General features: G+C 66.8%; 16 protein-coding genes. 9 read left to right on the forward strand and 7 right to left on the reverse strand.

The window, feature by feature from the left end:
* Position 1 precedes the first annotated feature (1 nt).
* The 6 genes from K3551_RS15500 (at position 2) to K3551_RS15525 (ending at position 5,581) form a co-directional block, all read left to right on the forward strand.
* Positions 2-1,195 carry a toxic anion resistance protein gene (locus tag K3551_RS15500; RefSeq protein ID WP_259915357.1) on the forward strand — a complete coding sequence of 398 codons (1,194 nt, stop codon included), beginning with the start codon at positions 2-4 and terminating at the stop codon, positions 1,193-1,195.
* A complete protein-coding gene (locus tag K3551_RS15505) occupies positions 1,195-2,142 on the forward strand; it encodes a DUF2927 domain-containing protein (protein WP_259915358.1) in 948 nt (315 codons plus the stop codon). Before K3551_RS15500 ends, K3551_RS15505 begins: the two co-directional genes overlap by 1 nt.
* A gap of 11 nt (positions 2,143-2,153) precedes the next feature.
* Complete coding sequence (locus K3551_RS15510) at positions 2,154-3,263, forward strand: SPFH domain-containing protein (protein ID WP_259915360.1); 1,110 nt, start codon at positions 2,154-2,156, stop codon at positions 3,261-3,263.
* 1 nt (position 3,264) lies between these two features.
* Complete coding sequence (locus tag K3551_RS15515) at positions 3,265-3,684, forward strand: hypothetical protein (RefSeq protein ID WP_259915362.1); 420 nt, start codon at positions 3,265-3,267, stop codon at positions 3,682-3,684.
* A 176-nt stretch (positions 3,685-3,860) separates the two neighbouring features.
* Complete coding sequence (locus K3551_RS15520) at positions 3,861-4,397, forward strand: cytochrome b/b6 domain-containing protein (RefSeq protein ID WP_259915363.1); 537 nt, start codon at positions 3,861-3,863, stop codon at positions 4,395-4,397.
* Between the two features lie 89 nt (positions 4,398-4,486).
* Positions 4,487-5,581 carry a primosomal protein N' (replication factor Y) - superfamily II helicase gene (locus K3551_RS15525; RefSeq protein ID WP_409197382.1) on the forward strand — a complete coding sequence of 365 codons (1,095 nt, stop codon included), beginning with the start codon at positions 4,487-4,489 and terminating at the stop codon, positions 5,579-5,581.
* Between the two features lie 10 nt (positions 5,582-5,591).
* Here the strand turns inward: K3551_RS15525 and K3551_RS15530 are convergent, their stop codons facing one another.
* Entirely contained in the window at positions 5,592-6,470 is an 879-nt protein-coding gene (locus K3551_RS15530; RefSeq protein WP_259915365.1) for a sulfotransferase domain-containing protein, read from the reverse strand.
* A 137-nt stretch (positions 6,471-6,607) separates the two neighbouring features.
* Between K3551_RS15530 and K3551_RS15535 the strand changes: the two genes are divergently transcribed.
* Genes K3551_RS15535 through speD form a run of 3 tightly spaced genes read left to right on the forward strand, consistent with a single transcriptional unit; the run spans position 6,608 to position 8,248 of the window.
* Positions 6,608-7,492 (forward strand): carbohydrate kinase, encoded by an 885-nt coding sequence (locus K3551_RS15535; RefSeq protein ID WP_259915367.1) that lies wholly within the window; start codon positions 6,608-6,610, stop codon positions 7,490-7,492.
* A gap of 1 nt (position 7,493) precedes the next feature.
* A complete protein-coding gene (gene dtd, locus K3551_RS15540) occupies positions 7,494-7,931 on the forward strand; it encodes a D-aminoacyl-tRNA deacylase (RefSeq protein ID WP_259915368.1) in 438 nt (145 codons plus the stop codon).
* Positions 7,928-8,248 carry an adenosylmethionine decarboxylase gene (gene speD, locus K3551_RS15545; protein ID WP_259915370.1) on the forward strand — a complete coding sequence of 107 codons (321 nt, stop codon included), beginning with the start codon at positions 7,928-7,930 and terminating at the stop codon, positions 8,246-8,248. Before dtd ends, speD begins: the two co-directional genes overlap by 4 nt.
* 3 nt (positions 8,249-8,251) lie before the next feature.
* Here speD and K3551_RS15550 read toward each other — a convergent pair whose 3' ends face one another.
* The 6 genes from K3551_RS15550 to otnK form a co-directional block, all read right to left on the reverse strand.
* Positions 8,252-9,760: a polyamine aminopropyltransferase gene (locus K3551_RS15550; protein ID WP_259915372.1), complete on the reverse strand. Its 1,509-nt coding sequence runs from the start codon at positions 9,758-9,760 to the stop codon at positions 8,252-8,254.
* 78 nt (positions 9,761-9,838) lie between these two features.
* Complete coding sequence (locus tag K3551_RS15555; RefSeq protein WP_259915373.1) at positions 9,839-10,063, reverse strand: DUF350 domain-containing protein; 225 nt, start codon at positions 10,061-10,063, stop codon at positions 9,839-9,841.
* 43 nt (positions 10,064-10,106) lie between these two features.
* The gene (locus tag K3551_RS15560; RefSeq protein WP_259915375.1) at positions 10,107-10,271 is read right to left on the reverse strand and encodes a hypothetical protein; all 165 of its coding nucleotides are present in this window, start codon (positions 10,269-10,271) and stop codon (positions 10,107-10,109) included.
* Entirely contained in the window at positions 10,271-11,545 is a 1,275-nt protein-coding gene (locus K3551_RS15565; RefSeq protein ID WP_259915376.1) for a DUF4178 domain-containing protein, read from the reverse strand. The genes K3551_RS15560 and K3551_RS15565 overlap by 1 nt, the downstream gene beginning before the upstream one ends.
* The gene (locus K3551_RS15570) at positions 11,542-12,150 is read right to left on the reverse strand and encodes a DUF4178 domain-containing protein (RefSeq protein WP_259915378.1); all 609 of its coding nucleotides are present in this window, start codon (positions 12,148-12,150) and stop codon (positions 11,542-11,544) included. Before K3551_RS15570 ends, K3551_RS15565 begins: the two co-directional genes overlap by 4 nt.
* A gap of 42 nt (positions 12,151-12,192) precedes the next feature.
* Positions 12,193-13,455, reverse strand: coding sequence for a 3-oxo-tetronate kinase (gene otnK / locus K3551_RS15575; RefSeq protein WP_259915379.1), 1,263 nt, complete (start codon positions 13,453-13,455; stop codon positions 12,193-12,195).
* Positions 13,456-13,490 lie beyond the last annotated feature (35 nt).

The raw sequence follows: 13,490 nt of genomic DNA on the forward strand, positions 1-13,490 counted from the left end.
AATGGACACCAAGACGCGTTCCGACGCCGCCGCCATCGCCGCCGAAGTCGATCAGGTCGCCGCCGTGACCCTGCCCGAGCCGGGGCGCGAGATCGTGCCGCTGGAAACGGCACCTGCGCCGGTCGCCGCCGACATTCGCCGCCGCATGGACGAGCTGGACATGACCGACACCCAGTCGATCATCGAATTCGGCTCTGCCGCCCAGGCCGAGCTGCAACAGATCAGCCAGGCGATGCTGGCGGACGTCAAGAACAAGGACGTGGGCCCGGCGGGCGACAGCCTGCGGTCGATCGTGTCCACTATCCGCGGCTTTTCGGTCAATGAACTGGACGTGCGCCGCAAACGGTCGCTGTGGGAAAAACTGCTGGGCCGCGCCGCACCGTTTTCCAAATTCGTGGCCAAGTTCGAGGACGTGCAGGGCCAGATCGACAAGGTGACCGACGACCTGCTCAAGCATGAGCATGTGCTGCTCAAGGACATCAAATCGCTCGACAAGCTCTATGAGAAGACGCTCGATTTCTATGAGCAGCTGGGGCTCTATATTTCCGCGGGCGAGGCCAAGCTGGCCGAGCTGGACGCGACGACGATCCCCGCCAAGGAAGCGGCGGTCGAGGCCCTGCCCGAAGACGACAAGATGATCGGCAGCCAGGAACTCCGCGATCTGCGTGCCGCCCGCGACGATCTGGAACGCCGCGTCCACGACCTGAAACTGACGCGCCAGGTCACGATGCAAAGCCTGCCGTCGATCCGGCTGGTGCAGGAAAACGACAAGAGCCTCGTCACCAAGATCAATTCCACCCTCGTCAATACCGTGCCGCTTTGGGAAACGCAGCTTGCGCAGGCCGTGACGATCCAGCGGTCCCGTGAAGCCGCCGAAGCGGTGCGCGATGCCAACGACCTGACCAACGAGTTGCTGACCGCCAACGCCAAGAACCTACGCGAAGCCAATACCGTGGTCCGCACGGAGATGGAGCGTGGCGTCTTCGACATCGAGGCCGTCCGCCAGGCCAACGAGGACCTGGTCGCCACGATCAACGAAAGCCTGCAAATCGCCGACGAGGGCAAGGCCCGGCGCGCCGCCGCCGAAGAAGAGCTGGAGCGCATGGAGAAGGAGCTGCGCACGACGCTGGCCTCGGCCAGTGCGCGCCGCGATGGCACGGGCGATACTGCGGGCACTTCGGTTCCCAACACCTGATGCGTCTGCTCAGCTTTCTGACGGCGGGCTGCATGTCCGTCCTGCTGGCCGCCTGCCAGACCGTGCCGCCCCCGGTCGCGCAATCCCCGGTGCCGCAGGCGCGCCCGGCCCCAGCAAGACCGCCGGCGGCCGCCCCCTCCAGAGAGAGCGCGTCGCTGGCTTTGCTGTACCGGCGCCTGGAACAAAGGTTGCTGGCCCAGGGCCTGTTGCGGCGGGATGGGGGCGGTCCGGATACCGCCTTCGGGGCGCGCGAACTGGCGCGCAACTTCGAACGGATCGCATTGTTTTCCGAATACGTTCAGATCAACGGCCGCTACATCCCCCAACAATCCCGCGCCCAGCTGCGCCGTTGGGAAGATCCGGTGAGGATTCAGCTCCACTTCGGTGCCTCCGTTTCCGACAAGATGCGCCGCGAGGACACGAACCGCATTCACGCCTATGTCGCCCGCCTGCGTCGTCTGACAAACCACCCCATCGGCCTTGTCACGTCGGGGGGCAACTACCACGTGTTTGTCGTGAACCTTGATGAACAACGCGCCCTCGCCCCCGCGATCCAGGCAGCCGAACCGGCTCTCGGCAAATCAACCGTGCGCGAGCTGACCCAGCTTGACCGCAGCACCTATTGCGCGGTCTTCGCTTCGTCGTCCTCGGCGGCGCCGAACCGCTATGTCTCGGCCATCGCGCTGATCCGGACGGAACATCCCGATCTGATGCGCCTGGCCTGCTATCACGAAGAAATCGCGCAGGGCCTGGGCCTGGCCAACGACAGCCCCGAGGCGCGGCCCTCGATCTTCAACGACGACGAGGAATTCGCCCTGCTCACGCGCCACGACGAGCTGCTGTTGCGCATGCTCTACGATCGACGGCTTTCGGTGGGTCAAACCGCCGACGAGGCCCGCCCCATCATCCGACAGATTGCCGGCGAACTCGCCGGTGGCCGCACGTAAAGGAGCGTCCCATGCCCATCTTCGACTTCCTCTCGGGTCAGTTCATCGACGTCATCGAATGGACCGACGACACCCGCGACACGATGGTCTACCGCTTTGAACGCCATGGCCACGAAATCAAATACGGCGCCAAGCTGACGGTCCGCGAAGGGCAGGCCGCCGTCTTCATCCACGAAGGCCAGCTGGCCGACGTCTTCCTGCCCGGTCTCTACATGCTGGAGACCAACAACATGCCGATCATGACGACGCTCCAGCATTGGGACCACGGCTTCAAATCGCCCTTCAAGTCCGAGATCTATTTCGTCTCGACCACGCGGATGACGGACCTGAAATGGGGCACCAAGAACCCGATCACCCTGCGCGATCCGGAATTCGGGCCCGTTCGCCTGCGCGCCTTCGGCACCTATTCGATCAAGGTCGGCGATCCAGCGCGGTTCATGACCGAAATCGTGGGCACCGACGGTGAATTCACCCGCGACGAGATTCAGTATCAGATCCGCAACATGATCGTGCAGGCCGCGTCCCGCGCGCTCGCCGCGTCGCGCATTCCCGTGCTCGACATGGCGGCCAATACCGATGACTTGGGCAAGATCGTGGCCGAACAGATCTCGGCCACCATCGCCGACTACGGGCTGACGGTGCCGGAACTCTATATCGAGAATATCTCCCTGCCGCCCGCCGTCGAGGCGGCCTTGGACAAGCGCACCTCGATGGGGGTGATCGGCGATCTGGGCAAGTATCAGCAATTCGCGACCGCCGAGGCGATGCAGGCCGCCGCCGAACAACCCGGCGGCGGCATGGGCATGGGTTTGGGGGCCGGCATGGGCATGGCCATGGGCAACATGATGCAGGCCGGCCCCTGGGGCGCGCAACCCGCCGCCGCCGCACCGGCCCCGCCACCGCCGCCGCCGGTCGAACACGTCTGGCACATCGCCGAAGACGGCGTGACCAAGGGTCCCTTCTCCAAGGCGCGCCTGGGCCGCATGGTCACCGACAGGGAGGTCACGCGCGAAACCTATGTCTGGACCCAAGGTCAGGACGGCTGGAAAAAGGCCGAGGACGTGGCAGAGCTGGCCCAGCTGTTCACCGTGATGCCGCCGCCGCCCCCGCCGGGGATCTGACTTGTCGCGGCGGGCCCGCCTGCGCGTCCGGCTGCGGCCGGTCGTGATGGCGGCCCACTGGGCCGTGCCGATCGTGATTGTTGGCACATTGGCCCGGCCCAGCCCCGGCTGGACCGGCGCGTTGGCGCTTTGCACCCTCATCTTGCTTCTGGCGCTGGCGGCCGGCGGGCTGACCCGTCCCGGCCCGTCGCTGACGGGTGCGCTCCGCCCGCTGCACCGCTATGGCCACATCGCGCTGCTGACCTTGCTGACCGCGGCGACGCTCGCGTATCTGACCGGTCTCCCTTTCGCGCGACCACTCCTGCTGGTGACCTTCATGCTTGGCCTGCTGCACGGCATCTTTCACCTTTGGCGGCACACGGTCCTCGGCGACGGCGCGCTGCGCAATATCTTGCCCCGTGCCGTCCACTCCGTTCTCTGAGCCCTGGGGTTTCTTCTCGGCAGAAATACTCCCGGGGGATCCCAAGGGGGCAGGCAGCCCCCTTGGCAGGGGAGTGCGAGGGGACAGGTCCCCTCGCGCCCCGGCTGCCGGGGATCACCGCCTTGCAACCCATCGCCCCACAGGCTCAAATGCCCCCACCCGGACCGGAGCCTTCGATGCCCCTCCCCAACCGCCGCAGCTGGCTCAAGCTTCTTCACTGGACCGTGGTCCCGTTTTTCGTGTGGTTCCTGGTCGTCACCCCGTCGGACGTGGCGCGCATCGGCAGCTGGGCGGTCAAGCTGCATTCCGTCTTCGGGCTGATCTTCGTGACCCTCGCCCTGATCTGGACCGCTGATCTGATCTGGCGCGGCCTGGCCTCGCGTCCCGGGCCGAAACTCCGGGGGGTGGCGCGGCGCATTCACCGCCCGCTGCACCTGACAATCATCTGGGGGCTGTTCGGCGTGGCCTTTTCGGGTTTTCTGCTTGGCCTTACCGCCAGCCGTGTCCTGTTTGCGGGCACCATCCTGCCCATCGCCCCGCCGCTCGGCCTGCCCGATGCGAACGACTGGGCGGGTCGCCTGCACACGGTGGAGTTCTATGTCCTTGCGGGCATCGTGGCGTTCCACGCGCTCTATCACACTTGGCGGCACGTTCGCCTGAACGACAACGCTCTTCGGATCATGGCACCGAAGGCCCTGCACAGGTTCCTATGAAAGTTCCCAGCGTCTCCGGCCGAAACCGCCCGCCCCCGATCCCCAAGACCGAGGAGCATCGTTTCCCCTGCGACAATTGCGGGGGTGACATGCGCTTTGATCCGGGCGGGGATCGGATGATCTGCGACCACTGCGGCAATATCGACGCCCTGCCCTCGCGTGCGCCCGCCGCGATCCAGGAAATCGATATCCGCCGCGGCCTCGACACCGCCGCCCGCGACGCGGATGTCGAGGAAACCCGCGTCCTGTCCTGCCCCAACTGCGGCGCACAGGTGGAATTCGACCCCGCGATCCACGCCGCCGAATGCCCGTTCTGTGCCACCCCCGTGGTCACCGACACCGGCACCAACCGCCATATCAAACCCGCCGCCGTAGCCCCCTTTCTGTTGCAGGAAGCGCAGGCCCACGACGCGATGAACGACTGGCTAGGGGGGCTCTGGTTTGCGCCCAACGGGTTGCAGCAATACGCCCGCAAGGGGCGCAAGATGTCGGGTGTCTACGTCCCGTTCTGGACCATCGACGCCCAGACCGACACCGCCTACAGCGGCCAACGCGGCGACACCTATTACGTCACCCAGACGGTGATGCGCGACGGCAAGCCCACCAAGGTGCAGGTGCCCAAGATCCGCTGGACCCCGCGCCGGGGCCGGGTGCGGCGGTTCTTTGACGATGTTCTCGTGCTCGCCTCCACCTCGCTGCCGAAACGCCACACGGACGCGCTGCAACCTTGGGACCTGGCCGGGTTGGCACCCTATGCGCCGCAATACCTGGCCGGGTTCCGGGCGGAGGCCTATTCCGTCGACCTCCGCGCCGGGCTGGAGGAGGCAAAGGCCCGCATGGACGCCGTGATCGCCCGCGACGTGCGGATGGACATCGGCGGGGATCAGCAGCGGATTGACAGGTTGCAGACGCAGCTGTCTGACGTGACCTTCAAACACGTGCTGCTGCCGGTCTGGGTGGCGGCCTACAAGTATCGCGGCAAGCCCTATCGCTTCGTGGTCAACGGGCAATCGGGCCGGGTGCAGGGCGAACGCCCTTACTCCGCCATCAAGATTACGCTGGCCGTGATTTCGGTCCTGATCGTGGCCGCCATCGCGGCGTTTCTCTATTCCGGGGCGGAGGGCGGAGACCTCGGGGCCTTCGCGCCCTCGGGCGGCGGGGGGGCCAGTTGGCTCGACAACTGACGGTGTGTCTTCAGGGGCGGTCGCCCCATTCCAGCCAGGCGCGCATGTCCGGGTCGGGCACAAGGTCGGCCAGCCGCGCCTGATAGGTCGCGATCTGCGCCTCGGTCAGTCGCCCCTCCCACTTGTTGGAGGTGGCGCTGTCGAAGAACCCGGCATCGCTCTTCCAGAAGCCCTGCCCGGCAGAGGGGCTGAACCGGTTCGCGTTGGCCTTCATGTTGTCGAAGGTCGCGGCTGCCACCAGGCGCTCCATGACGTCGGGGGAATGCGTGACGCCGATATGCGCGGCGATCCGCGCCATGGCCCCGGGCAGGTCGCGTGTCATGTCGGCGTAATGCAGCCGCAAGATCGACGGATCGCCGTCCAGCGCCCGCGCGCTGATGTAGTGCTGGGCGATCGACAGAAGGCTTGCCGCATATTCGTGATCACCCGCCACGAACAGCCGGAACGCCGCCTCGCCGTCTTCGGGGCAAAGCCGTTTTTCCGGGATGTCGGCGGCCATGTTGGCATTGTGCCTGCGGAAGGAAAAATGAATGTCCAGCGGATGCCGATAGACGGCGAGATAGCGCATGCCCGACCAGATCGGCAGCCCGTCAAAGGGCGTGTGCGATTTGACGTGCCGCCGATGCCGCTGCGCCTCGATCCGTGCCATGACCTCGTCCAGGGGGCGAAAGACGATGTCGATCCAGGGCGATTGCATGGACAGACCCGGGGCCACGTCCGGGTCGCCCGTAAGCAGCAGGGCCAGGATGTTCTGGGTCCAGGTCGTGCCCGCCTTGGGTGGGGTGTTGACCAGGATATCCCCGTTCCGTGGCGCAAAGGCCTGCCACCGGGTGCTGTCAAACGTCTCGTTCACATAGTCGCGCGCGGGCGCGCGTCTGAGGCTGGTCATCACGGTCCTCCCGATGGGGCATTCAGATCGACGCTTGCGCATCAGTTTGACAGGGTTCCGCAACCGGGCAAGATCTTTCGGGGTAGCCCCCTGCCCGCGCGCGCGCTAGCACGGGACCGGTTTTCCAGGAGGACGCGATGATACTCTGTGCGGGCGAAGCCCTGATCGACATGTTGCCGCGCGACACCGCCGACGGACCGGGGTTCTATCCGGCGACCGGCGGGGCCGTCTTCAACACCGCCATCGCATTGGGCCGTCTGGGCGCGCCTGTGGGCCTGTTCACCGGTCTGTCCGACGATCTGTTCGGCAAGCGTCTGGCCGAGGGTCTGGCCGCCTCGAAGGTCGCCAACCGCGCCGCCGTCTCGGATCGGCCCACGACGCTGGCGTTCGTGACGCTGACCGATGGCCACGCCGAATACGCCTTCTACGATGAGAACACCGCAGGCCGCCTGATCGCGCCCGAGGATACGCCCGACATGACCGGGGTCGAGGCGCTGTTTCTGGGCGGCATCTCGCTGGCGGTCGAACCCTGCGCGCGCACCTATGAGGGGCTGGCCCTGGCCAATGCCCATCTGCCGATCATGATCGACCCCAACATTCGCCCCGGTTTCATTCGCGACGAAGCCACCTTCCGCGCCCGCCTGGATCGCCTGCTGGCCGTGGCTGACGTGGTCAAGCTGTCGGACGAGGATCTGGCCTGGCTGGGCATGACTGCCGAGGATATCCTGGCGCGCGGCGTCAAGGTGCTCTGCTTTACCGAAGGGGCCAAGGGCGTGACCGCCATCACTGCGCAGGGTCGCGTATCGGTGCCCGCAGTCAAGGTCGATGTCGTGGATACCGTGGGCGCGGGCGACACCTTTAACGCCGGGTTCCTGGCGGGTCTGCACCGGGCCGGAGCCCTGTCCAAGCAGTGCCCCGACGACGATACCCTGCGCGCGGCCCTGACGCTTGGCGCGCAGGCCGCCGCCGTCACCGTATCGCGCGCCGGGGCCAACCCACCCTGGGCACACGAGCTCGCCTGAGATGAAATCCATCGTCCAACGCGTCACCGAGGCGCGTGTCGACATCGAAGGCACCACCGTGGGCCGCTGCGGCCCCGGTGTCCTGATCCTGGTTTGCGCGATGCAGGGCGACACGGACCAGAATGCCGAAGCGCTGGCCAGCCGCATCGCCCGGTTGCGCATCTTTCGGGACGAGGCCGGGCGCATGAATCGTTCCCTGCTGGATACGGGGGGTGCCGCGCTGGTCGTCAGTCAGTTCACGCTGGCCGCCGACACCTCGCGTGGCAACCGCCCCGGTTTCTCCGACGCTGCGGCGCCGGATGTGGGCGCGCGCCTCTATGAGCATTTCACCGCCTGCCTGCGCGATCAGGGTGTCACGGTGGAAACCGGGCAGTTCGGGGCGGACATGCAGGTGCATCTGGTCAACGACGGCCCCGTCACCATCCCGATCGACCGATGATCGGCCAGCACCTTATCCTTGAACACTGGGGCGGCGTGACCGAGGCCGGGGCCGTGACAGACGCCTTGCACGCGGCCGCCCGTGCCGCGGGGGCGACCGTTCTGTCGGGGCATTTCCACCCCTTCCACGGCGGCGGCGTCACCGGCGTCCTGCTGCTGGCCGAAAGCCACATCACCGTCCACACGTGGCCGGAACGGGACTATGCCGCGCTGGACCTGTTCATGTGTGGACGGGCCGATGTGGAGGCAGCCGCAGACCGGTTGGATGCCCTGCTGACGCCCGCCCGGACCAGCCGGCAGATCATCGCGCGCGGCTAGGGTTCACCGGAACCAGGCATCCCATCCCGCCTGATAGGCGCGTGGCAGGGGGTGCGTGGTCAGCGTGTTGACCGGTGCCGCAACCGGCCCCGTATCCCCATCGAACACCTGCGCCGCATCCCAGACGGCAGGCGTCATATGGCGCAGTCCCGCAGGCAGCTCTGCCATGCGTGGCACCAGCCCCGCAGGCCGGCCCATGACGAACCCCCACAACCCAAAGCTCGGCACGTAGTTTTGGTAAGGCGTGACTGACCATTCCTGCCCAAGCGTTTCCGCGACGATCCAGAACGCCTCCCGCGCGAAAAACGGCGACCCGGCCTGTGTCACCACGATCCCCTGCGCCGACAACCGTCGCGCCAGCAGGCGATAGAACTCCGCCGTGTAAAGCCGGGAAAGCGACAGGTTCTTCGGGTCGGGCAGATCCAAAATGGCGACGTCATAGGTCTCCTCTGCGGCGCGCACCCAGACAAAGGCATCGGCGTTCACCACCTCCACCCGTGGATCGCGCAGGGCAAAACCATTCAGCGCCGCCAGATCATCGCGATCCCGAAACAGCGCCGTCACCGCCGGATCCAGATCCACCAGCGTCACCGCCTCGACGCCGGTCCAACGCAACACCTCGCGCACCGCCATCCCGTCGCCGCCGCCCATGACCAGGACACGGGCGCGGCGCGGAGCCTGCGCCATGGCGGGGTGCACCAGCGGTTCGTGATACCGATGCTCATCCCCGGTATCGAACTGCACCGCACCGTCCAGAAACAGGCGCACGCGCCCCTGGAACCGCGTCACGACTACCTGCTGATAGGCGGTCCGCTCGTTCAGCACGATTTCATCCTCGTAAAGCCGCGCATCCAGCGCCGCGCTCAGCGGCGCCGACCAGATCAACGCCGCAGCAACCGCCCCGACCGACAGCGCCCAGGCCGCGCGCACCCCGCCGCCCAGCCGGTCCCGGAACAGCCACAGCGTCCCCCCCGCCACCGCCAGGTTCAGCAACCCAAAGGCCAGTCCGGCGGCCACCAGCGACAGATGCGGCACGATCAGAACGGGAAAGGTCAGCGACGCGACAAGCGCGCCGAGATAGTCCACCGACAACACGTTCTCGAACCGAAAGGCCCCGGCCCCGATCTCCTTCAGGATGCGGGCCAGCAGCGGGATCTCCATCCCCGACAACACGCCCACGGCGATCAGGCATCCATAAAGCGGCACCGCCACCGCCCCCACGGCCGCATAGGCAAAGAACGTCACAAGCGCCGCGCAGCCGCCGACCAGGCCCAGCCCGATCTGGGCCCTAACAAAACCCGTGACGGCATCGCCGACATAGCGCGACACCCAGGCCCCGACCCCCATGGCCGACAGGAACACGCCGATGACAAAGCTGAACTGCCGTACGGAATCGCCCAGCAGATAGCTCGACACCGTCGCCGCGATCAGCTCATAGATCAGACCCGCGACCGCCACGACCAAAGTGGTCGACAGCAGCCACACCTCGGCCCCGCGCTGCCTGTCAGCCACCGGCCTGTGTCTTCCTCTGGCCGGACATACCTCGGGGTCTGGGGCAGAGCCCCAGCCCGCCCCCCGAACGATCCCGCATCAGGTCTGGATCACGGCGGCGATGATGATCGCCAAGGCCAGAAACATCGACCCCATGACAATCGCGATGGCCGTGTTCTGGTCCTCTTCCAGCTCTTTGCGCAGCGAAAAAGGCGTGACCAATTCCACCAGCCACCAGCAGGCCAGCATCAGGCACAGGCCCACGAAGGTGTAGAAGATCGTGCCGACGAGTTCGGCAAATATGATGGTCTCGAATGCGGCCATGTCTGGTCCCCTGATGTTGCTTCCGTCGGGCGCGCGGCCCGGTTCATTTCACCCGTGGCCGGCCGACACCGCCCACAAAGACCGATCCCGTCCGCACGGAATTCGGCCCCGTATCCTCGCTGACGCTGCCAACCCCATACCAGGAGGCATATCCAGCCCCTGCCAGAATCCCCAGCGACACCGCCATGACGATTGCCCGCGTCAGCATCAGTCGTCCTCCTCGGACCAGTCGCTATCCTTCCAGCGGGCGGCCCGGTGGCGCCACCCCGATGACAGGGTCCACAGGAAGGCCAGGCCGAACAGCCCCGTCGCGATCCAGGCCCAGAATGGGCTGCCGCGTCCCTCTTGCACGGTGACGCGAATGTCGGCCCCGCCGCCGCCCGCGCCGGCTTCGGCCAGGGACAGCTCCAACCGGTAAGGGCCGGGCGTGGTCGGCTGGAACGTCAGGTCGGAATAGCGGCTGCCCTCGCTCCAGGCATCGTCGCCAGAGCCGCCGTAGTAATAGCTGATCCCCCGCCCCGTTTCGGCCAGCAGAGTGCCGCGCGGGTCGGTCAGGGTGATGTCGTACTCGGCCCAGGCCTGATGCAGCAGCTGCTGCATCTGGACCCGGACGGGCCGCGCCGTGCTGGCGACGTCAAAGGCGAATACCTCCGGCAGGTCCGTCGGCGCGCCGTTGAACAAGGGCCGCTGTTCGCCGTTGGTGGCCAGAACCGCCAGCGCCAGCGCCACCGAGGCGGCCGTCAGCGCACCGAACCAGGTGACGTAGAATCCCTTGCCGTCTGCCGCCTTGTAGGGCTGCAACGGATGCACGCCCTGTTTGACGGTGCCGTCCACGCCAAAGGCCTGGGCCGCCTCGGGGAAGTATCGCGTGACCTCTATTTCGCGCTCGGTGCCGTTGTCGGAATAGCCCAGCATGTCGCTGGCAACGCCCTTGGGCATCAGGCTAACGGTGGTGCCGCGCTGACCACGGGCCGCGCGCCAGGTGAATTCGCCTTCGACAAAATCGACCTGCCAATTGGACGTGGCGTAATAGGTATAGGTGCTGCCCCGCCACCCGACCGTGGGCCGCGCATCGGCCCGCTCGACGGCGGTCGCGGTCAGGAACACGCCACCGGGCACATCGCGCACCTTGCGCGTCAGCAAGGTGTGCCCGTCTTCCAGAGTCAGCCAGGCATAACCGTGGGTCGGGGAATAGAGCATGTGGTCGATCCACCGCCATTCCTCGCCCTCCCACCGCTCCAACAGCTCCAGGATGCCGATGATCGTAAAGGGGACGCCGTCCACCTCACCGGTCATGCCCAGCGCAAAGGGCGTCTCGGGCCGCACCATTCCGGCATGGACCGACAGCACCCGATAGGCGTCGTTGGCATCCAGCCGCGCACCGCAATAGCCGCAGACCTGCGTGGTGACACGCCCGCCGCCCAGAACCTCCAGGCCGGCACCGCAATTGGTGCAGTTGATCGCGGATACGGCCCCGGTCACATCAGCCGCCGCACGTCAAACGGATCGATCCAGGCCCCCAGGAACCAGCCGCTGCCGCCGTCCCAGATCTCGCCCGACAAAAGCGCCGCGCCGACGCCCGAAAAGTTGGCGAACAGATGCGTCTCACCGATCACGATCTCTTCGGGCAATTGCCCGCGAAAGGCGGCGGCGGTCGCGTTGTCGACCTCGGTGCAGTGGAACACCTGGCCGCCCTGACGGACCTCGGCACCCAGACGAAACGCGGCGCGGCCTGCTTCGGGCGGGGGGGCAACGGGGCGTTGCAGCACGACGTCCCCTTCGTCAACGGACACCCAGACCAGATCCCCGTCATCCAGCGTGCCGTGGTATTCGTCCCAGTATCCGCGCCCGTAATCATATCGAACGTGGCCGGTCGCCGTGAACGTTCCCGCCTGACCCAATTCGACGGGCACGCCGATCTCGATCAGTTCGGGCGCGTCCAGCATGTCCCCCGCCTCGCCCGCACGGCGCAGACCTGCATCGTCCAGCACCACGGAAGAGCCGCAGAACGCGCAGTTCACCATCCGCGCATGGGCCAGCATCGGCGGCAAAGCGGCACCGCAGTTGGGACAGCTGTGCGCGGTCATGGGCGGGTGGGTGTACGGTGTGTCACGAGGGGCAGGATAACGTCACTCGGCGGCGACGGAACCCCCTGTGTCCAACATTGCGAAGGCCTCTGCGAAAAAGTCTTCGTCGCCGAAATTGCCAGATTTGAGCGCGATGGCCACCCCGTCCCCGGCAAAGCACCAGGGCACGCCCGGCGCAATTTCCCGCCCGATGCGCAATTGGTCGACGTCCAGCGCACGGGTCACTGCGCCAGACGTCTCGCCGCCCGCAACCACAATCTGTCCGATCCCCTGCGCCACGGCGTCCCGCGCCAATTGCGCCAAGGCATCCTCGACCAGGGCACCGGCACGCGCCACGCCCAGCTTTTCCTGCGCGGCGGCGACGGTCTTCGGCTCGGCGGTGGCATAGATGATCTTGTCGGCGTTCGGATCCTGCGCCGCCAGCCATTTGCGCGCGTCGGACCCATTCCCCTGGGCCAGTTCCAGCGGGTCCAGACGATAGCCCACGGCCTGCCGCAGGTAGGCCCCGACCTGCGCGCGGGTCATGGCCGAACAGGACCCCGCCAGAACCAGACGCCCGGCGCGGGGCGCGGGCAGCGGATCCTGCGCGGTGTCGGCCAGGGTCCCGGCCGCTTGCCACAGGGCGGGCAAGGGTTGCGCGATGGCAGAGCCGCCGCAGATCAGCGGCATTTCGTGGCATGCTTCGGCCAGGACGGCCAGATCGGTATCCTCGACCGCGTCCAGAACGATGTGGCCGTGCAGGCCCGCGACCGCGTCGCGCACCGCCTGCGACCCGGCGCGCACCGTCGGAAAGGCCACCAGTCCGGTCTGCCGCTGTACCTGCGGTTGCAGCAGCCGCATCAGGTTGGAATCGCGCATGGGCGTCAGGGGATGGTCCTTCATCGGGCTCTCGCTCAGCGGTTGGTCACCGACGAACAGATTGCCCATGAACACCCGCCGCCCGTTTTCGGGGAAGGCCGGGCAATGCACCGTGCGGTCCAGCCGCAGATCGGACATCAGCGCCTCGGCCACGGGTCCGATATTGCCTCGCGCCGTCGAATCGAAGGTGGAGCAGTATTTCCAGAACAGCCGTTGCGCCCCCTTGGCGCGCAACCAGGCCAGCGCGGCGCGCGCTTCGGCGACGGCATCCTCGACCGGGTTTGTGCGGATCTTGAGCGCGATCACCTCGAACGCGGTCGCCGGGGCCGTGCGATCCGGCACGCCGATCCGCAGGGTCACGGGCACACCCGCACGCGCCAGCATCGCCGCCAAATCGGTGGCACCGGTAAAGTCGTCGGCAATCGCGCCGAAAAAAGTCGAACTCATCGTAAGTCTCCCCAGATGGGCAAGATGCCCGAGCG

Origin of the sequence: Jannaschia sp. M317, assembly GCF_025141175.1 — a bacterium.
In the GTDB taxonomy this organism is placed as follows: domain Bacteria; phylum Pseudomonadota; class Alphaproteobacteria; order Rhodobacterales; family Rhodobacteraceae; genus Jannaschia.